Below are 17,959 nucleotides of genomic sequence, written 5' to 3'. Positions count from 1 at the left end.
ATAAAAATAGGAAGTGGGCTTTTTTATTTTTAAATATTTCAGTATTATCAGTGTGTTGCTTTAAGTAACACTAAACCTTATTGATCAGCGCAAATATCAAAAAAAGGGGGAGCTTGCCTACTAGGCAAGCTTTTTAAATTGATAATTTAAACACAATAATCCATTTTAAAGCTCAATAGAAAAATCAAACTTCCCTAGCTTTTATTCGTACTAATTTATTGAATATAATCGTTTTTATAATTTTTAAAATTTCCTTAAACTAAAAATGGAAAATTTCTTGTTGCAACATTGTTATAATAGGATTACCTTAAGAAAAATACTTTATAAAAATGAGGAGCTGCTGAAATGCCACAGTATCTCATGTTTGCGGAAAATATTTATAACAAAATTAAAGATGAGGAATTGTTTTCACATGACTGTATTGAAAATATGAACTTACTTATGACATGTATACGCAGAGAAATTGAGGGAACAGAATTTAAATTAAAATATAATTTTATTGATTTTGTTGAATTGTTCAGTAGACCATTAGATGAATGTAAAGTAAAAATAGATGTGAGTTTGATTCCTCCTCATAATTCAGAAGGTGAGTATATTTTATGGTTAGCTGGATTAATCGAAAAAATTACAGAAGGTGGACCTAAACCACCTCCGCCTATAAAGAAGTTTATTCCAGAGTATATGAGCTTGAAATTTGAATTAGATTTTTTACCCTTAAATGAGGAAAAAATTCAAAACGAAGGTAAAGAAATTACGGATTACTTTAATTCAAAGCTTTATAAGGCAACTTTTAAGAAGTAATACTATATTGCCTGTGAGTTTAGCCACCGCCTTAGGGCGGTTTTTTTTGGGTGAGAATAATGGATTCTACAGAATACTTTTGGCTTACTCGGAAAAAAGAACCTAAAACTAAACCTAAAAGCCGGCCATTGCCTAAGGCGAAGCAAAAATATCTCGAGGCTGAGGCAACACTTAAGGAAGAGCTTGAGGATTTGGCGATTGGATTTGAAAGTAAGTTTCAGCCGATCCATACCAAACACTGGCGCTTTGATTTTCATATAGTGAAATTGCGTTTGCTCATTGAAATTGAGGGTGGTCCCTGGTCTGGTGGGCGTGGTGGAAAGCTGTCAAATAAAGCATGGAGTCTTGATCGATATGATCATGCTGAAGAGATGGGTTACAAAATAGAGCGCTTTCATCCAGATTCTATTTTGTCGGGATATGTCATCAACTGGATAAAAAGTGAATTAGCGAGAATTGAAGATGGAGCAAATAAGACCATTTCCACCGACTGATTTTATTGATCAAGCTGAAGAAGAGGAAGCAATTCGTTTAATACCTGCATCAGATTTAAAAAAATGGGTTATTGCAAATTACTTAACGATTGGCGGACCTCTTCACAACCCGGATCATGACCATATTGCAGAGCTACTTCACGACAATGAAGAATTTTTAGCATTTGCATGGGCTTCTTCTGCATATAAAAGCAAGCAAGCTATGGTATTAGGCCAGTGCGAGAAAGTAATGTTTAACGTCGGTGGTTGGCGTAAAGCAAGACAAGAGCAACAGATGCGCGACTGGTTTGGTTTTGTACCAACATATTTAATAACGGTCGATGCATCTTTCTGTGAGCGTGCAAACGATACAGAGTTCTGTTACTTGCTTGAACATGAGCTTTACCACATTGGAGTGATGAGAGACGAGGACGGCGAAATCATTTATAGCGATAGTACAGGGCTGCCTAAGCATTACTTAGCTGGTCATGATGTAGAAGAATTTGTTGGCGTGGTTAAACGGTGGGGGCCAAGTAAGAATGTTAAGCGACTTATTGAAGTCGCAAAAAATCCTCCGTTTGTTTCGAATCTTGATATTTCAAAATGCTGCGGAAACTGCGTAATCAACTGAGCCGAATGGCTCTTTTTTTTGCCTTCTTTGCTAGACGTAGCTAGACAAAGGTGGGGGTATGGCTGCACTTAAAGAACAGGTAAAAATATTTATTGTTCAAGCGCTTGCCTGCATGGATACCCCTCAACAGGTAGCTAATGCTGTCAAGCAAGAATTTAACATTGAGATTGATCGAAAACAGGTACAACTTTATGACCCGACAAAAGCGGCAGGAAAGAATTTAAGTAAGAAATATAAAGACCTTTTTCATAAAACCCGAGAGGACTTTAAAAAGAATGTTTATGACATCCCTTTAGCTAATAAAGCCTATCGGCTTAAAGAACTTCAGAAGATTTATGAAGACTGGAAGAACAACAGGCTTATGAAGCAAGGGGTTATTAAACAGGTTCGGGAAGAAATGCAGGGTTATGACCTGATGTTATTAAATCTTGAGTTAAAGCAACTTGAGATTGAAAAGTTAAGAGAGGGTGAAGGTGATGAAGATCCAACACCAGTCAAGGTAACTATTCAAGTTGTGGATGCGAGTAAAAAAGATGCCGAACATCAATCCGACACTGAATGTACCTCAGGCTAATTTTTTGCAGATGGAAAAGAAGTTCCGCGCATTTGTCGCTGGCTTTGGATCGGGAAAGACTTGGGTTGGATGCTCCAGTTTATGCAACAAAGCTTGGGAATTCCCTAAAGTACCTTTGGGTTATTTTGCTCCAACTTACCCGCAGATTCGCGACATTTTCTTTCCAACTATTGAAGAGGTTGCTTTCGATTGGGGGCTTAAAACTAAGGTTTATGAAACCAATAAAGAGGTGGATATCTATTATGGTCGGCAATATCGAACGACAATCATTTGCCGGTCTATGGAGAAACCAGCAACAATTGTAGGTTTTAAAATTGGCCACGCCTTGATTGATGAACTTGATGTTATGGCCAAGGTCAAAGCTCAACAGGCTTGGCGTAAGATCATCGCGCGTATGCGTTATAAGCAAGCTGGTTTGCTCAACGGTATTGATGTGGCCACTACACCTGAAGGTTTTAAGTTTACATACGAGCAATTTGTTAAAGAGGCAAATAAATCAGAGGCTAAGCGTAAGCTGTATGGAATGATTCAAGCTTCAACTTATGACAATGAGGCTAATCTTCCAGATGACTATATATCATCACTTTATGAGTCTTATCCGCCGCAGTTAATTTCAGCTTATCTAAGAGGGCAGTTTGTCAATTTAACCAGTGGTGCTGTTTACCCCGACTTTGATCGAGTTCTAAACCACACGGATGAAGAAATTAAGAAAGGTGAGCCTTTACTCATTGGTATGGATTTTAACGTGCTTAAAATGGCTGCTGTGGTTTATGTCATTCGAGAAGGGAAGCCAAGAGCTTTAGATGAACTGGTTGGCGTTAGAGATACTCCGACGATGTGTCAATTGATTAATGAGCGCTTTCCAGATCACGATATTACCGTGATTCCAGATGCTTCAGGTCAGGCAACATCTTCAAAGAACTTCAGTGAATCAGATCATGCAATCTTAAAGAAAAATGGATTCAAAGTTGAAGTGAATGGTGTGAATCCCGGAATTAAAGATCGTATTACTGCTGTTAATGCACAAATCCTAAATGCTGAGGGTGAACGACATTTAAAAGTGAATACAAACAAGTGCCCTAACTTTACGGCTACTTTAGAACAGCAAGTCTATGATGATTTTGGAATGCCTGATAAAAGTGCTGGTTTGGACCATGTGGGTGATGCTGGCGGTTATCCAATAGCTAAGCGGTTCCCAATCATTATTCAGAAAGTCTTTAAACAGCGCAAAATCGCTGGTTTTTCTCATTAAACAACGCACCTTTAATGGTGCTTTTTTATTGGTGTTTTTATGGCAGTTACTGATAAACATCCGCAGTATATTGCTGCACAAAAAAGCTGGTTGATTATGCGTGATGCCGTTGCCGGTGAAGAGCAGATCAAACAGGCACAAACAAAGTACTTGGCTAAATCGGCTGGCATGATTGAAGCTGAAAAGCAGGGAGATACAGCTGGAGAGATTTACAAAGCTTATTTAAGCCGTGCTCAGTATCCGTTATGGGTTCAAGATTCTCTCCGCACGATGATTGGTTTGGTTTCAAAGTTAGATCCAAATATTGTGATTGAAAGCACTTTGCTGCAAGGGCTTATCACGAATGCAACCAATGACGGATTTGGTCTTAAACAGCTCTTTATCCGAATTTGCTTAGAATTATTGGAATATGGTCGCTGTGGATTGCTGGTTGATGTCGATGCTAAAGGCGTGCCTTACTTCGCGCTTTACGATGCTTTATCCATTATTAACTGGAAAGAAAACAGTATAGGTGGCCGCAAAGATCTAAAACTATTAGTGCTTGAGGAGCAATTTGATAATAGTGAAGATGAATTTGGCCATAACACAAAGACAGTTCATCGTGTTTTATCTATGACAGACGGCGCTTTATCAGTTCGATTATTTGATGGTTCTACTGAAGAAGATAAAACACCTGATCTAGGCGGTAATCTGCTTTCTTTTACGCCATTCGTTTTTTGCGGTACCACTGACAATTCGCCAGATGTTGGAACGGTCCCGCTTTTGACAATGGCTAAAGCTGCTTTGAAGTATTACCAGCTTAGTGCGGACTATTTTCAGTCACTTCACCATACAGCGCACCCGCAACCATGGATTAACGGTATTGATGATGAAGATCCCGATCTTAGCGTTACAGGTGTAATGGCTGTCTGGAGCCTGCCCAAAGATTCGCAATGTGGTTATTTGGAAATTTCAGGTAATGGTATTGAACTCACAAAGCATGAAATGGATGCACAAAAAAACGCAGCTCTTGAAGCTGGAGCAAAGGTGATTGATACCAATTCACAAGAGTCAGGTGAAGCACGACGTGCGCGTCAGGATGACCAACAAGCAAGCCTACATAGCATTGTCACTTGTGCTGCTGCGGCTATTGAGCAGGCTATCAAATATGCTGCTCAATGGTTAAAGCTAGACCCATCTAAATACTCTTTTACGGTTGATCCTGAATTTATTGTTCAGCAATACGATATCAATCTTGCTAAGCAACTATATGAAGGCGCCATAGCTGGAAAGAATTCGTTCCAGACGTATTGGGAATATATCGCTACTGGTAAGCTGCCAGCTCATGATTTTCAGGAAGAGTTGAAGCGTGTTGAAAGTGAGCGCGATAGTATGCCGCTTTAGGAGTAATAAATGGCCTCAGAAGATAAATCACTGCTCGAGGTATTAACTCAACATCAAGCATATTTGTTCCGGGCATCGTCTCAATCAGTTAAGGAATTACTAACAATCTTTAATGATGAGTCAGCTTTAATGCTGGCAAAGCTTCGGGATTTGTTGGATGAGTTAAATGATTCTGAGAAAGCAGCTCTTGCAGCGGGTCTTTACACAACGGCCAACCTCAAGGAGATACGAGATTTAATATCCGGCTGGCATACAAGTCTAAATTCTTCATTGCCTGAAGCTTTTGCAGTTTCAGCAACTGCAATGGCTGTATATGAGGCTAATTACACAGCTAAGTTATACGGCGGCAAGATTAAGAAACCTAACGGTGAAAAGCTATATACAGCAGCTAAAAAAGTACCCTTAGTAGGTGGAGCATTAGTTGATGATCTTCTTTCCAATATTGCTGAGACTGCACGCCAAAAAGTTGAATATGCTATTCGGGAAGGCATTAACTCAGGTAAAACTAATCAGGAAATTGTTCAGCGTATTCGTGGTACCAAACGGCTTAATTATGAGGATGGGCTTTTAAGTGGCTCAAAGTCTGATATTGACCGTACCGTGAGAACAGTTCGCAGCCATGTGGCCAATCAAGCATATCTAAATAGCTTTAACCAGATTGGTTTTGAATATGTAAGACTGGTAGCTACATTAGACGGAAGAACATCTAAACTGTGTGCTTCACTTGATGGTGCGGTTTGGGAGATTAACGATCCAGCAAAACGGGTACCGCCGTTACATCCTAACTGCCGGAGCATTTTGGTACCAGTCGAAAAAGATGGTCTGCTTGTTGGCGAACGGCCATTTGTAATGGACGAACGCCGAGTTAAAGACATTCCAAAAGATGAGCGGAGCCAATTAATAGGGCAGCTAGATGCCAACACTACATTTAAAGAGTTCTTCAAAAAGACAGATGACTTCTTCCAAAAAGAGTGGCTAGGGCCAAAGCGTTATAAGCTCTATAAAGAGGGAAGGTTTGATTTTGATAAGTTCTTCGATCCTGAAGGGCGTTTGTATAGCTTAGATGAGTTAAGAAAGTTGGATGAAAAATCTTTTAAAGAGTTGGGTCTGTAATTTTTTCTTATGTTATATTTTTTAAAACATCAGAATTTATACAATATGAAAACAATAGCTTTTATATCTCTTACTCTCATCTCAATCACATGTTTAGCTGAACCAAGTGAAAAATATCTTAAAGAATATGATCGATTGTCTGAAGCTTTAGAGTCAGCAATGGCAAATGCATATTCTTTTGATCCTACAACTGGCCAAGTAAAACAGGCTGCTCAAGATTTAGAAGCTAAAAATAATTTGTGTAGAGCGACTCAGGCGAAACTAAACCTAACCACTTTTTTAAAAGACAATTTAGAGGAATCTAAAGAGCTCTATAAATCTTTAGATGGTGCAGAAGCTCTAGATCAAAATTATCTTAGTGGACAACAGCAGGAACAACAAACTCTCGTTTCAAATTTGAAAAAAGACCTTGTTGGAACAGGGTTTAAATGTGAGTAATTATTGCCGATGACAGGTAATCCTAAACTCACTTAAGACACAATTTTCACCTATATAAGCGCCCAAACGGCGCTTTTCTCATTTATGGAGTTTGGCCTATGAGTGAATCAAAAGTTAGACATTTAGTTCTTAAAAGAGTTTCAGATAGATCTTCTCATCTCGCCCTTTGTGACGAGGAAACAGGTATTCCATTAGCTGGATTAACCTCTGTAAAGATGAATTGTGGTGTTTTTGAGGGTCCAGCGACTATCACAGCAACATTTGATGTAGGTGGTCCTCAAGGAATCCGCTTGGTTGGTGACGAACCTAGACAAAGGGTTTGGGGCGCAAAGGAAACGTAGCTAAAGGTACTGCAAATGACTGAAAAGCAAATCAATATGTCAGATGCTCAATATATTCTGAGCACAAAATTAATTCTGGTGCCTTTTCTTCAAATTAAGATTTCAAGAGCCATGGCAATTTATGGTTTTACTTTTGAAAGATTAAAAGCAATCGCACTCATCACTTAGAACTTAATTTTTAACCTTAGCACTTTCGGGTGCTTTTTTTGTGAGTATTAAAATGAGCAAGAAACTATTAACAGCATCTATGGTTGCATACATTGGTACTAAGTCAGTTTTAGCAACGCCCATGACGCGTGGTGAATACAATGAATACCAAGGGTGGCAAATCCCTGAAAATGAAGACCCAAGTGATCCTGGTTATTTAATCGAATACAAAGATGGTGGCAAGGCTAATCATCCAGATCATGAAGGTTATATTTCTTGGTCGCCAAAAGATGTTTTTGAGCATTCATATCAACTAGATGGTTTTCAAAATTGTGTAATGGGCCGTGAAATTCATAAAGATGATAATGGAGTAACAGTTACCCATAACGAAACTGTTAAAACCCGTGATGGTGAACAGTCTCTTGAAACCGGTCATTTCTATGACATCGTAACTGGAGATTCACTTACTCCAATTCAATTTCAACTTGGTCCAGTTAAGGAAGTTGGAGTAAATGGCATCACGAATGAAGCATTACTTGCGATAGTTTTACATCGTTTACGTGTTCTGAATGAAAAATTTCCTTGCCGTGAAAATTCGCTTGCTATTACTAATATTGAGCAAGGTCAAATGTGGCTTGAGCAACGAACTCGTAATCGACAAAAACGTGGTGTAGAAGGCTACAACATTGCATAAATAACTCATTGAAATAGAGCGTCCTTAGGGGCGCTTTTTTATTGCCTGAAGCTAAGCAGAAGGTTCAACAATTAAACCCGCTAAGCGGTATCTCTAGGAGATTTTAATATGCCAGACGAAATCAAAGTTGATTTGGAAAATCCTGAAATTAAAGCAGCTATTCAAGCAGCCGTTGATGAAGCTGTTAAAGGTCTTAAAGATAAGAATGCAGAACTTATCAAAGATAAAAAAGAGTTGAAAGATGAACTAGGTTCATTGAAATCAAAGGTTGACGGGTTGGATCTGGATGCAATCAAGGTCTTGCTTGATAAATCAAATCAGGATGAAGAATCCAAACTTATTGCTGAAGGCAAAATTGAAGAAGTTATTCAGAAACGTACCGAGAAAATGCGTGAAGAGCATGAAAAGCTTCTTAAGGCCGAGAAAGAGCGAGCTGACAAAGCAGAGACCTATGCAAATAAATTCCGTCAGTCCGTAATTCAAGGTCAGATCGTTCAGGCAGCCGTTGAAATGGGTGCCTTGAGTGAAGCAACAGCAGATATCGCATTTTTAGCTCAATCACAGTTCTCATTAGATGAAAACGGCAAGGCTGTTGCAATCGATGCAAATGGTGAAGTGGTGATTGGTAAAGATGGTTCTAACCCTGTTACTCCTAAGGAGTGGGTAGAAGGCTTACGCGAGAACAAACCTTACTTCTGGCCTAAAGCAAATGGTTCTGGTTCGCCTGGTTCAGGAACTTCAATTAAGAAATGGTCTGACTATACAGAAGTTGAGCGAGCGGCTTTAGCTCGTGAAAACCCAACAGCTTTCCAACAATTATTGCAAACAAAAGGTAAATAAATATGCCAGCCACCCAATTAAAAGATATTTTCGTTGGTGAATATTACGCGACTTTAGATCCAGTAAACTCTCCAGAAAAAACAGCAGTTTATCAATCCGGTATTGTCACTAAAAATGAAGCCTTAGATGCAATTGCCAACAACGGCCAAGGCACTTCAACTATTTCATATTGGCAAGATCTTGATGCTAATGAAGAGCCAAACACTTCTACAGATGATCCTGATCAAAAAGGTAAAGTGGGTAAAGCTACTCAAGGTAGTATGCAAGCACGAACTCTTTATCTCAACAAACCTTATGGTGTAGCAGATTTAACAACCGAGTTGGCTAATAGTGAGCCAATGCAACACATTCGTAACCGATATGGAAAGTATTGGGAGCGTCAATGGCAGCGTTACTTATTAGGTGCAGCTCGAGGAATTATTGCCTCTAACATTGCTAATAATTCTGGTGACATGGTTATTGATGCGGGAGCAACAATGACCGCTGATGCTATGCAAGATGCTGCATTTACCGCTGGTGATGCAGCAGATCAGTTTGCTGCTATTGGTGTTCATTCAGCTGTAATGAAACAGATGGTGAAGAAAGACCTTATCCAGTATATCCAAGATTCACAAGGTCGAATCATTTTAACAACCTATCTTGGCAAACCAATCTTCATGGATGATGGCCTTACCTATGGTTCTAAGCAATATCTAACGATGTTCTTTGGTACCGGTGCGTTTGGCTATGGTGAAGGAACTCCAGCTAATCCTGTTGGCTTGCAACGTGATGAGCTTGGTGGTAACGGTGGTGGTTCAGAAACTATTGTTGAACGTAAAACTTATATTTTACAACCTGCTGGTTTTTCTTGGGAAGGCGAAAAGGATCCAAATAAAACACCAACAATTGGCCAATATTCGGACGGCTCAAATTGGAAACGAGTGTTCGACCGTAAACTTGTCCCATTTGCTGCAGTTATTTCTGGCACACCTTAATAAACATGGCGACTTCGGTCGCCTTTGTTTTTGGAGATAAAAATGAAAGTCATTTATACAAATACAATTCCTGAAAATCGTGAACACAATGCATGTTATCGGACTTCATTTTTAGGAGTTATTGGAGAAGCTTCATTTGTACATGTAGATGATGATTTTCCTAATGCAGATGAAATTCGTAATGCATATTCACATTTAAACGGGTCAGTAGAACCAAATTTTAATGTAGGCTCGCTTGTTCCTGTTGAGCAATTTGATGCTGTGGTGGCGAAATTAACAGAATCAGAACAAGCAATATTGTCTGCTGAGGAACAGCTTGCAACTGTGAAGGGCGAATTTATTGCTTTTCAAAATGATCCTGAAGCGATGAAAGCACGTATTGCTGAACTTGAATCAGGTGAAGGTGGTCAAACACCTGAAAATGACCAAAAACCAAGTGATACTCAACCACAACCAATTAACTATGCTGGTCTAAAAGTAGATGAGCTTCGAGCTGTACTAACTGAAAAAGGCATTGCATTTGAAGCAGGTGCTAAAAAAGATGAACTTTTAGCATTAATTCCAAAGGAATAATCCATGAGCTTTATCACTGAACAAGAAGCGATAGAACATGTTGAAGGCTTTGATGCTTTATCTGCTAGTGATAAGGCTCAATACCTTCAGATGTCAGAAGCTTATCTACTAGCACGTAACGTTAGGCCTTATGAAGATGCTACCCAAGTACCTGAACCTTTAAAAACGGCCTCCTATCAAATCATCAAGGGCATTATGAAAGGTGATCTATATCAAGGGCAAGAACAGGCACTAAAACGTAAGAAAGTCAAAGCTGATACGGTTGAGACCGAAAAGGAATATCAGGACGGATCAGTAAAGCTTAGTGCAATCGAGCAATTCATTCTTGATTTGATAAAACCGTATTGCAAACGGAAATCCGTCTTTTTTGTCAGGAAAATCTAATGGGCTTACGTGACGAAATTCAGGCAGACATTGCTGAAGCATTTAATGATGATTTAGCAGATGCCGTTCATACCTTTACATGTGAGCGCATCTCAAAAACTAATTGGGATCCTAAAACTGAAACTTCTATTGAGGTTAAAGAAAACTATTCTGGTCGTGGCGTTCTGTTTGGCTCATACAGTCAATATGAGATCCAAACGCTTGGAGTACTGGCTACGGATAAAAAGGCGACCGTGCTTCAAAATGAAGTGTCTTTAACTCCAAAAATTGATGATGAATGGTTAACAACCTTAGGCTCATTCCGCGTTATTCATATCCAGCAGGATCCAGCTAGCACAATATGGAAATGTCAGTTGAGGAAGGTTTAAATACTTGATCTAATATCCTTCTAAAATAGGGGGATATATGGCTAAGAAAGAGTTAAAAAATAAAATTAAACTCGTAGGTTTTTGGACTTTTGGAGGAGTTTTTTGGTACTTGGTTATTAGTTTCTTTTTATTAAGTGAGTATCCAATACAAGACTTCATTTTTGATCATAAAAAAGCTTATGATGTTTTAAAAGATGCTCTAACTATTGCAGCGTCCTTCTTAGCTCCTGTAGCTGCTTTTGTTCTTTTTACTGATTGGTGAACAACATAAATTAGTAAAGCTTGAAAAAGATGCGGAGCAAATTATTCATAATATTTACATTGCGAATAAAACTCTATTAACTTTTTTTAACTCTATATGTGTAGGGGAAAAGAAGCAAATGAGTACTTATTTAAAAGTATTTGAATTAAGAAATGATATTTATCTACAAACAAATATGCTTTTCAATGATATTAAAAGAGTAAATTTACATGATTTGAATGTTCAAATGTTCTGTATTGAAGCAGCAAAATCTCTGATAAAAATACGTGAATGCGCTACAGAAATGTTTGAGGTACAAAAAAAGTATGATGCAGATGATTTATCTTATTTAATTGATATTAAAAAAATTTCGAATACTCTAGATGAATTAGTAGTAAATCAGGAAAAATTGAGTGAAATTTCCGTTGATTTAAAAATCTAAAAAAATACTGCCCACTTCGGTGGGTTTTTTTATGGGCGCGAATTAGGAGTTTGAATGGTAAATACAGACTACGTCCCTTTATGGCATATCTCACCATTTCAACATGTGCATTACACATTAGCTCGAAATCAATTGCATATGGATTTGCTATTTGAAGATATGGATAAAGCCGATCAATTTTTGGATATGGGAGCAGATGCACAGGTTAGTACTTTTTCTGATGGCGCATATGCAATCGTCCAAATTGGTGATACTGCGGATAAAGACCAAATTCAAGTTTATGGATTGCTTTTACATGAAGCTGTTCAAGTCTGGCAAAAGATTAAAAAGCTCATGGGTGAGCGAGAACCGAGCTCTGAGTTTGAAGCTTATTCAATTCAGGCGATCGCTCAAGACCTTTTCGAAATGTATGAAGAAAGTGAGGTAAAGCATGGGATGGAAGGGGAAAAAGCCGTCTAGTTTTAGTCTTGATGTGTCTAAAGCAGCAGAAGACCATGTGAAGCATATTGTTATGGATACTGTGCAATCTTTAGTTAATTTAAGTCCCGTCGATACTGGTGCATACCGTGCTTCACATATGGTTTCGGTTGGATCTGGTGACTATGGCATACGTGGACCTGAAACTAACCCAATTCAAGATGCCGCTATTCAAGCCGTGAAGTTTAAGTTGGGCAATTTAGTTTATATCCAGAACAACCAGCCTTATGCAGAGCGCTTAGAAAATGGGTGGTCTGATCAAGCACCACAAGGAATTTACAACACCACCTTTACCTTTATTTCTCAGAAGTATGGCGGCTAAAATGGCAATGACTTTAGAGCAGACAAGGCAAGCTATTATCGATCGTATGCAAGCTTTTACCGGTATTACGCAAGACAGAATCCAGTATCCAAATTTACCAGGCTTTAAGGTTCCAAAGGAAGGTTTGTGGTGCCGCTTAACGATTGCAGGTGGTCCCAGTTTTACTTCTGGCATTGCAGATAAGCCATGTACTCGCCGTACCGGTAATATTATGATTCAATGCTTTGCACGTCCCAATTCAGGAATAATCGAAATCACAAAACTGAGTGATGCATTACTTGCTCATTTTGAATATTTCACAATCGAACACTTAGAATGTTTGAATGGCCAATCTATTTATGCGGGTAAAGATGCTGACTTCATTCAATACAATGTATCAATAAGTTTTTTAGTTAACTAAAGCACATAACAAACCAATCTTTCACTACCACCTCATCGGTGGTTTTTTTATGTCTAAAGGAAACACTTATGAGCAATCATGTTTTTAAGCGTGGTGACACTTTCAACTTAAATCTTCAGCTAGTTGATATGGATGAAACTTTGCAATATCCACCCGATGATATCCGTCGTGCAATTGATCTAACCGGTTATACATTTACTTCACAAGTTAAAGCCTTAGCCGATGGCGCAGCAGTAGCAACATTGACTTGTGCTGCATTAAATCAAAGTACACAGAAAGGTTGGTTAAATGTGAAGTCGGGAAGCAGTACAGCAGCATGGCCTTTAGGACTGTGTCAGATGGATATTAAGGCTGTCGTGAATGGAGTTACCCAGCATACAGATACTTTGATTTTCCAAGTGATTGATGGGGTGACAGCATAATGGCAAATCTTGTTTTTAAATTTAGTTGGGATCATCGGCCATTCCCATATAACGCTTCGCAGGGAAAACGGCAGTTTATGCTGCCATTTGCCTCGGGTATTCCAAACTTAAATCCACAGCTTTCTCAAGTTCAAGGTGCAGGTACAGCTGCTGCAGCCAATATTGGAAATGCAGATGGAAATGTAATTGGTGTGACAGGTATTCTTGTTAATTGTCAGGGAGCGCAGCGGTTAGATTTAGGTACATCAGCAAGCTCCTCTGCCACTGCTATAGAAATGGGTTCAACGTCAGTAGCGGGCAATACTTTTATTGATTTTCACACATCTGGAGCTCCTACTGATTACGATGTTCGGTTGCTTGCTACAGGCGGTGATACGGCTAATGCGGGAGCGGGCATTTTAAATGTGACAGCAAATACAACTATCTTTAATAGTAAGCTTCGCTCTTTACCAACATTTAATCAGGTTACAGCTGGAAATGAGGCTGCAAACCTTTTTATTTCTGCTGGTGGCGATATTTATCGTACTGGTAAAACTTACAATAATTTTGGTCTAGGATTAAACACTCTACAGGCTACGAATAGTATTGATTTAAATACTGCAAACTTACCGAGTGGTATTTATTCTGGGCAAACTTGGACGAACTCAGGCACTACTTCTCAATGGCAAACAGTACTGCAATTAAATCTAGCATCTGATGGTCCTAATTATCAGACACAAATTTCGTTCGATGGTAATGGAGGAGACACTAAATTAATTTCTCCTTCAATTCGTCGTAAATTGGGGGGAGCATGGAGTTCTTGGTATAAATTTTGGACACAGTCAAATACTACCGTAGATGCAAATGGGTTTATTAAGTCATCTTCACCAATCGTTAAGTTATTTGCTGACTCAATAGAATTAAATGACCAAGCAAGAAAACAGCCGGTTGAATTTGAAAAAATTGATGTAGGTAATTATCTTCTAAAAGGTTCTTTGGGTTTTGCTCAAGAAGGTTGGTACATTGAGTTACCCAAAGATGCCAACGGTAATACAGTGGTTGCCGTAGAGTATTCAACTCTAGAAAATGGCGACATTTCAATTAAGACCTATAAGCGTAAATTTGATTTTGAGCTTGCTGCAGTTGTTGCTGATCATGAAAATCCAATGGATATTCCATTAACCCGTTGGATCGATATTCGATTACATGAGGAACCTGAGCCAGATTCCGAAATTATTCCAACAGAGACTCCTATAGACTTTCAACCAACAAATTTATCCGAGGCTGTAGCTGCAGCCATGAATGGTGTGGAACCGCCAGAAATCTCGGATACAGACGAAACACTTTAATGACCCGCTATTTCAGCGGGTTTTTTATTGCCTAAATTTTGGAGAACCATAAATGAGTTCAGGCGCAAAAATTCGATTATATGCTTGTGAAGAAGCAGTATTAGGGACGACTCCAGCAAATCCAATTTGGTACACCGTTCGAAGAGTAACAGATGGCTTATCAGAAAACGTATCTACTGAAGAAAGCAGCGAAGTAGTGGATTCACGCTATCGACAAGGCGGGGTAGTTACTGAAGCCGAAGTGGCAGGGCAGTTAGAGTTTGAACTATCTCTTGGAACATTTGACTTATTCTTAAGTGCTTTAGCCTTTAATAACTGGGCGACAAACAGCTTAACAATTGGCGGTACTGTTCGAAAATCATTAACGTTAGTTAAAGTTTTTGAAGATATTGGGCAGGTGTTTATTTACCGTGGAGTTCAGGTCAATTCTGGTGAAATTACTATCCAGACTACAGGAAAGATCACTGGTAACTTTGGTCTTGTAGGTAGCTCATTTACTAGACAGCAAGTCAACCCTGTTGTAAATCCGGTTGCAGCTTCAACACGTCCACTGGTCAGTATGCCAAACGTGGAAAACTTGCTTGTAAACGGCCAGTCAATTCAGGGTAAAGCGTGTCTACAGTCTCTTACCATTTCTATCAATAACAACCTTGAAGCAATCCGTTGTATCGGTTCGGGTAAGTACACACCAGAGTTCTATATTGAAAAGATGATGGATATTGAGGCGAATGCTTCTTTCATGTTCTCGTCAACTTCAGCAGGGTGGATTGATGCCATTAAAACCCGAGATGTGTTTACATTGACCTTTGATATTAAAGACAGCAAAGGCAGTAAATATTCGTTTAACTTCCCGCAACTGGAAGTCATGGAAGCCAATCACCCAGATGGCGGTGGTGACGACATTATTACTGTAGACATCAACTTTGCCCAAGTCCGTACAGCGCCAACGATTGTGCGTGCTCTTGTTTAATCAGCTCATTCAGTAACAAAGCCTATGGAATCCCATGGGCTTTTTTATTTCTAAAATTTCAGAGGTTGTTATGGCTTTAAAAGTCGGAATTATTAAAAGCTCGGACGTATCAAAATGGTGTGAATACAAGGGGGTTGATGGCGAAGTACAGGCAGAGTTCAAAGTCCGTGGTATCGCTTATAAGCCTTTTCAGGTAGCCATTGAACGAGCAGGTAACCAGATCTCGTCTAAGGGCTACGATGTAATGGTCAAAGATGAAGATGCCAAGCTTTATCACGAGTTGTTAATGGATGCATGTGCTGCCCATTTAATAGAAGACTGGAAGGGTGTGGTATTTGCCGAAATCGTAGACGGTAAAACTGTTGAGTCTGAAAAGCCCTATACACCTGAGAATGCCTCAAAGCTTCTTAATCTTGGTGATATTGGTATTTCAATCTGGCTATTCATTAAAGAACAGGCCCAGAAGATTCAGGAAGACGCAGACAAGGACAAGGCTTTAATTCTGGGAAAGTCATCGAGCTCTACAAATATCAAAAAACGTATGCGTCGAAAACGCCGCACGAAATCGAGCAAATCAAGTTCTTAGGTGGCCGTATTCCGGATCCGCCAGAATATTCGCATGCGGCTGACTCTATTTTTTCGGCATTTAGTACTATTGCCAGATCCAGACGGTATGAGCAGGGCATCCCGTTATCTTTAGATCAGCAGGCAATCAATGTCTATGCAGAGCATAATGATTTACCAGTAGCTGCTCATATCTTTAATGACTGTATTTTTGCATTGGATAACTTGTTTTTAGATGAAGCCCATAAAAAAATAAATTCCAAGTCCTCAAAAAAGTAACCCTAGAGTTATTTACATATAATAACTCTAGGGTTATTATTATCTCATCAAGTTAATAAGGGATTGGTGTGAAAAGTCTGGATTTAATCAAAATGATTGAAGCAGATGGTTGGTATGAGGTTAGGGTTTCAGGAAGTCATCATCACTTTAAACACCCAACCAAAAAGGGGTTAGTTACAATCCCACATCCTAAAAAGGATTTACCAAACGGAACTGTTAAAAGCATTTTGAAACAAGCGGGTCTAAATTGACCCGCTGTTTCCCGACTTTAAATACTATATCCCTTACAACTAATCATAACGCAGTGGGCGATATGTTTATGCCAAGGGCATGGAGTGTTGAGATGTTATATCCAATTGCAATTGAACGAGGATCAGATACTGAGGCATTTGGTGTCACTGTTCCTGATATTCCAGGTTGTTTTAGTGCTGGTGACACACTTGAAGAAGCTATTGAGAATGTTAAAGAAGCTATTTCAGGCCATTTAGAAATATTGGCTGAAGATGGTGAGGAAATCCCATTAGCTTCCGAACTAGTTAAATTTGTCGATGATCCTGAATATAAAGGAATGATCTGGGCGGTTACCGAAGTTGATGTTAGTCGTTATCTGGGTAAACCAGAAAAAATCAATGTTACTTTACCAAGCCGTTTGATTCGTAAAATTGATGAGAATGTAGGTAAAGGTAAGAGATATACTACTCGATCGGCTTTCTTGGCTGCTGGTGCTGAAAAACTTTTACATGCATAGCCTGATTTAAAAGACCACCTTCGGGTGGTTTTCCTTTATGTGACATTTAGTAACCAGTTTGTTAAAGTTAGTACACTTTATAACAAACGGTGAAATTCATGAAAAAAATATTGGCTGCGGGTTTAATTGGTCTTGGGTTGGTGGGGTGCGCTACTCCAGCCTATAATTATCAAGCTATACCTAAAAATATAAGCAAACCGCCAATTGGATCAGTTAATAAAGCATTTGTAGGGGATCAAATGCTTGAACAGGGAATGGTGGTTGATCGTGAAGTTCTAAACGTCCCTGAAAATATTAAAATTAGTTTTGCTTATTCACTTACTTCAGGCATTTACTTAAAAACAGGCAAAAATGAAAAAGGGCAATATTTTCAGCCATTCAACACTGTCAGTGGTGGGGGGATGGTTCAGAAAAACCCTTTAGCTGACCCATTTAAAGTAGTTATGTTAGATACTGAAGGTAAGCTCTGTGTAGTAACAGTATTTAATGCAAAAAACTGTACTGATAAACATCAAGCTACTATGAAGACAGTAGCAATTGCATCAGATAATTCCTTCCAACAAACATTAATTTATAGTGGAAAATTTGGAAATAAAATTAATGTCGGGTACCGTGAATTCTCAAGTAATCAAGCACGTCCTGCATTCAATAATGATGTTGAATATGATTTAAGCCAATCTAAGCAAATAGGTTATAAAGGTGCTTTATTGGAAGTAATTGATGCCACTAATCAAGATATTACTTACAAAGTTTTGAAGAACTTTAACAAGGTAGATTAAG

At 38.9% G+C, this 17,959-nt stretch carries 28 protein-coding genes; all 28 read left to right on the top strand.

Annotated features, from left to right (window positions below; translation table 11 throughout):
- Positions 1-345: 345 nt before the first annotated feature.
- Positions 346-801, top strand: coding sequence for a hypothetical protein (locus HMPREF0013_RS10215; RefSeq protein WP_001136775.1), 456 nt, complete (start codon positions 346-348; stop codon positions 799-801).
- Between the two features lie 59 nt (positions 802-860).
- A complete protein-coding gene (locus tag HMPREF0013_RS10210) occupies positions 861-1,295 on the top strand; it encodes a hypothetical protein (RefSeq protein ID WP_002121499.1) in 435 nt (144 codons plus the stop codon).
- Positions 1,264-1,905 carry a putative metallopeptidase gene (locus tag HMPREF0013_RS10205; RefSeq protein ID WP_002121497.1) on the top strand — a complete coding sequence of 214 codons (642 nt, stop codon included), beginning with the start codon at positions 1,264-1,266 and terminating at the stop codon, positions 1,903-1,905. Before HMPREF0013_RS10210 ends, HMPREF0013_RS10205 begins: the two co-directional genes overlap by 32 nt.
- A gap of 58 nt (positions 1,906-1,963) precedes the next feature.
- The gene (locus HMPREF0013_RS10200; RefSeq protein ID WP_000729387.1) at positions 1,964-2,479 is read left to right on the top strand and encodes a DUF2280 domain-containing protein; all 516 of its coding nucleotides are present in this window, start codon (positions 1,964-1,966) and stop codon (positions 2,477-2,479) included.
- Positions 2,439-3,731, top strand: a complete 1,293-nt coding sequence (locus HMPREF0013_RS10195) for a terminase large subunit domain-containing protein (RefSeq protein WP_005802767.1) — start codon at positions 2,439-2,441, stop codon at positions 3,729-3,731. The genes HMPREF0013_RS10200 and HMPREF0013_RS10195 overlap by 41 nt, the downstream gene beginning before the upstream one ends.
- A gap of 39 nt (positions 3,732-3,770) precedes the next feature.
- Positions 3,771-5,114: a DUF4055 domain-containing protein gene (locus HMPREF0013_RS10190; RefSeq protein WP_005802765.1), complete on the top strand. Its 1,344-nt coding sequence runs from the start codon at positions 3,771-3,773 to the stop codon at positions 5,112-5,114.
- Between the two features lie 9 nt (positions 5,115-5,123).
- Positions 5,124-6,227, top strand: coding sequence for a minor capsid protein (locus tag HMPREF0013_RS10185; RefSeq protein WP_005802763.1), 1,104 nt, complete (start codon positions 5,124-5,126; stop codon positions 6,225-6,227).
- Between the two features lie 9 nt (positions 6,228-6,236).
- The gene (locus tag HMPREF0013_RS0105225) at positions 6,237-6,665 is read left to right on the top strand and encodes a hypothetical protein (RefSeq protein ID WP_000965230.1); all 429 of its coding nucleotides are present in this window, start codon (positions 6,237-6,239) and stop codon (positions 6,663-6,665) included.
- 98 nt (positions 6,666-6,763) lie between these two features.
- Positions 6,764-7,006, top strand: coding sequence for a hypothetical protein (locus tag HMPREF0013_RS10180; protein ID WP_005802761.1), 243 nt, complete (start codon positions 6,764-6,766; stop codon positions 7,004-7,006).
- Positions 7,007-7,021: 15 nt separating this feature from the next.
- Positions 7,022-7,174: a hypothetical protein gene (locus HMPREF0013_RS25100; protein WP_005802759.1), complete on the top strand. Its 153-nt coding sequence runs from the start codon at positions 7,022-7,024 to the stop codon at positions 7,172-7,174.
- A gap of 121 nt (positions 7,175-7,295) precedes the next feature.
- A complete protein-coding gene (locus tag HMPREF0013_RS10175; protein WP_019767894.1) occupies positions 7,296-7,847 on the top strand; it encodes a hypothetical protein in 552 nt (183 codons plus the stop codon).
- A 108-nt stretch (positions 7,848-7,955) separates the two neighbouring features.
- The gene (locus HMPREF0013_RS10170) at positions 7,956-8,687 is read left to right on the top strand and encodes a hypothetical protein (RefSeq protein WP_005802756.1); all 732 of its coding nucleotides are present in this window, start codon (positions 7,956-7,958) and stop codon (positions 8,685-8,687) included.
- 2 nt (positions 8,688-8,689) lie between these two features.
- Positions 8,690-9,661 (top strand): hypothetical protein, encoded by a 972-nt coding sequence (locus tag HMPREF0013_RS10165; RefSeq protein WP_002121495.1) that lies wholly within the window; start codon positions 8,690-8,692, stop codon positions 9,659-9,661.
- 261 nt (positions 9,662-9,922) lie between these two features.
- Positions 9,923-10,234, top strand: coding sequence for a HeH/LEM domain-containing protein (locus tag HMPREF0013_RS25275; RefSeq protein WP_005802754.1), 312 nt, complete (start codon positions 9,923-9,925; stop codon positions 10,232-10,234).
- 3 nt (positions 10,235-10,237) lie between these two features.
- Positions 10,238-10,618, top strand: a complete 381-nt coding sequence (locus tag HMPREF0013_RS10155; protein ID WP_002121501.1) for a hypothetical protein — start codon at positions 10,238-10,240, stop codon at positions 10,616-10,618.
- On the top strand, positions 10,618-10,986 hold the full coding sequence (locus HMPREF0013_RS10150; protein ID WP_023187965.1) for a hypothetical protein: 369 nt from the start codon (positions 10,618-10,620) through the stop codon (positions 10,984-10,986). Before HMPREF0013_RS10155 ends, HMPREF0013_RS10150 begins: the two co-directional genes overlap by 1 nt.
- Before the next feature lie 37 nt (positions 10,987-11,023).
- Positions 11,024-11,248, top strand: coding sequence for a hypothetical protein (locus HMPREF0013_RS25270; protein ID WP_005802748.1), 225 nt, complete (start codon positions 11,024-11,026; stop codon positions 11,246-11,248).
- Positions 11,226-11,669, top strand: coding sequence for a hypothetical protein (locus tag HMPREF0013_RS10145; RefSeq protein WP_005802746.1), 444 nt, complete (start codon positions 11,226-11,228; stop codon positions 11,667-11,669). Before HMPREF0013_RS25270 ends, HMPREF0013_RS10145 begins: the two co-directional genes overlap by 23 nt.
- Before the next feature lie 54 nt (positions 11,670-11,723).
- On the top strand, positions 11,724-12,128 hold the full coding sequence (locus HMPREF0013_RS10140) for a hypothetical protein (RefSeq protein WP_002121581.1): 405 nt from the start codon (positions 11,724-11,726) through the stop codon (positions 12,126-12,128).
- Positions 12,100-12,468, top strand: coding sequence for a hypothetical protein (locus tag HMPREF0013_RS0105215; RefSeq protein WP_000539743.1), 369 nt, complete (start codon positions 12,100-12,102; stop codon positions 12,466-12,468). The genes HMPREF0013_RS10140 and HMPREF0013_RS0105215 overlap by 29 nt, the downstream gene beginning before the upstream one ends.
- Before the next feature lies 1 nt (position 12,469).
- Complete coding sequence (locus HMPREF0013_RS0105210) at positions 12,470-12,868, top strand: phage tail terminator-like protein (protein WP_002121567.1); 399 nt, start codon at positions 12,470-12,472, stop codon at positions 12,866-12,868.
- Between the two features lie 68 nt (positions 12,869-12,936).
- A complete protein-coding gene (locus tag HMPREF0013_RS10135) occupies positions 12,937-13,290 on the top strand; it encodes a hypothetical protein (RefSeq protein WP_002121621.1) in 354 nt (117 codons plus the stop codon).
- A complete protein-coding gene (locus HMPREF0013_RS0105205; RefSeq protein ID WP_023187966.1) occupies positions 13,290-14,618 on the top strand; it encodes a hypothetical protein in 1,329 nt (442 codons plus the stop codon). Before HMPREF0013_RS10135 ends, HMPREF0013_RS0105205 begins: the two co-directional genes overlap by 1 nt.
- 52 nt (positions 14,619-14,670) lie before the next feature.
- Complete coding sequence (locus HMPREF0013_RS10130) at positions 14,671-15,588, top strand: phage tail tube protein (protein WP_002121543.1); 918 nt, start codon at positions 14,671-14,673, stop codon at positions 15,586-15,588.
- A 70-nt stretch (positions 15,589-15,658) separates the two neighbouring features.
- Positions 15,659-16,174 (top strand): hypothetical protein, encoded by a 516-nt coding sequence (locus HMPREF0013_RS10125; RefSeq protein WP_025464105.1) that lies wholly within the window; start codon positions 15,659-15,661, stop codon positions 16,172-16,174.
- A 325-nt stretch (positions 16,175-16,499) separates the two neighbouring features.
- Entirely contained in the window at positions 16,500-16,682 is a 183-nt protein-coding gene (locus tag HMPREF0013_RS10120; RefSeq protein ID WP_000838146.1) for a type II toxin-antitoxin system HicA family toxin, read from the top strand.
- A gap of 92 nt (positions 16,683-16,774) precedes the next feature.
- Positions 16,775-17,179, top strand: a complete 405-nt coding sequence (locus tag HMPREF0013_RS10115; protein ID WP_000966688.1) for a type II toxin-antitoxin system HicB family antitoxin — start codon at positions 16,775-16,777, stop codon at positions 17,177-17,179.
- A 98-nt stretch (positions 17,180-17,277) separates the two neighbouring features.
- Positions 17,278-17,958, top strand: a complete 681-nt coding sequence (locus HMPREF0013_RS10110) for a hypothetical protein (protein WP_000721572.1) — start codon at positions 17,278-17,280, stop codon at positions 17,956-17,958.
- The last annotated feature ends 1 nt before the right edge of the window (position 17,959 follow it).

Origin of the sequence: Acinetobacter sp. SH024, assembly GCF_000163635.1 — a bacterium.
In the GTDB taxonomy this organism is placed as follows: Bacteria; Pseudomonadota; Gammaproteobacteria; order Pseudomonadales; family Moraxellaceae; genus Acinetobacter; species Acinetobacter pittii.
The sequence above is the reverse complement of the archived record's forward strand: the minus strand, read 5'-3'. Positions and strand labels throughout refer to the sequence as shown.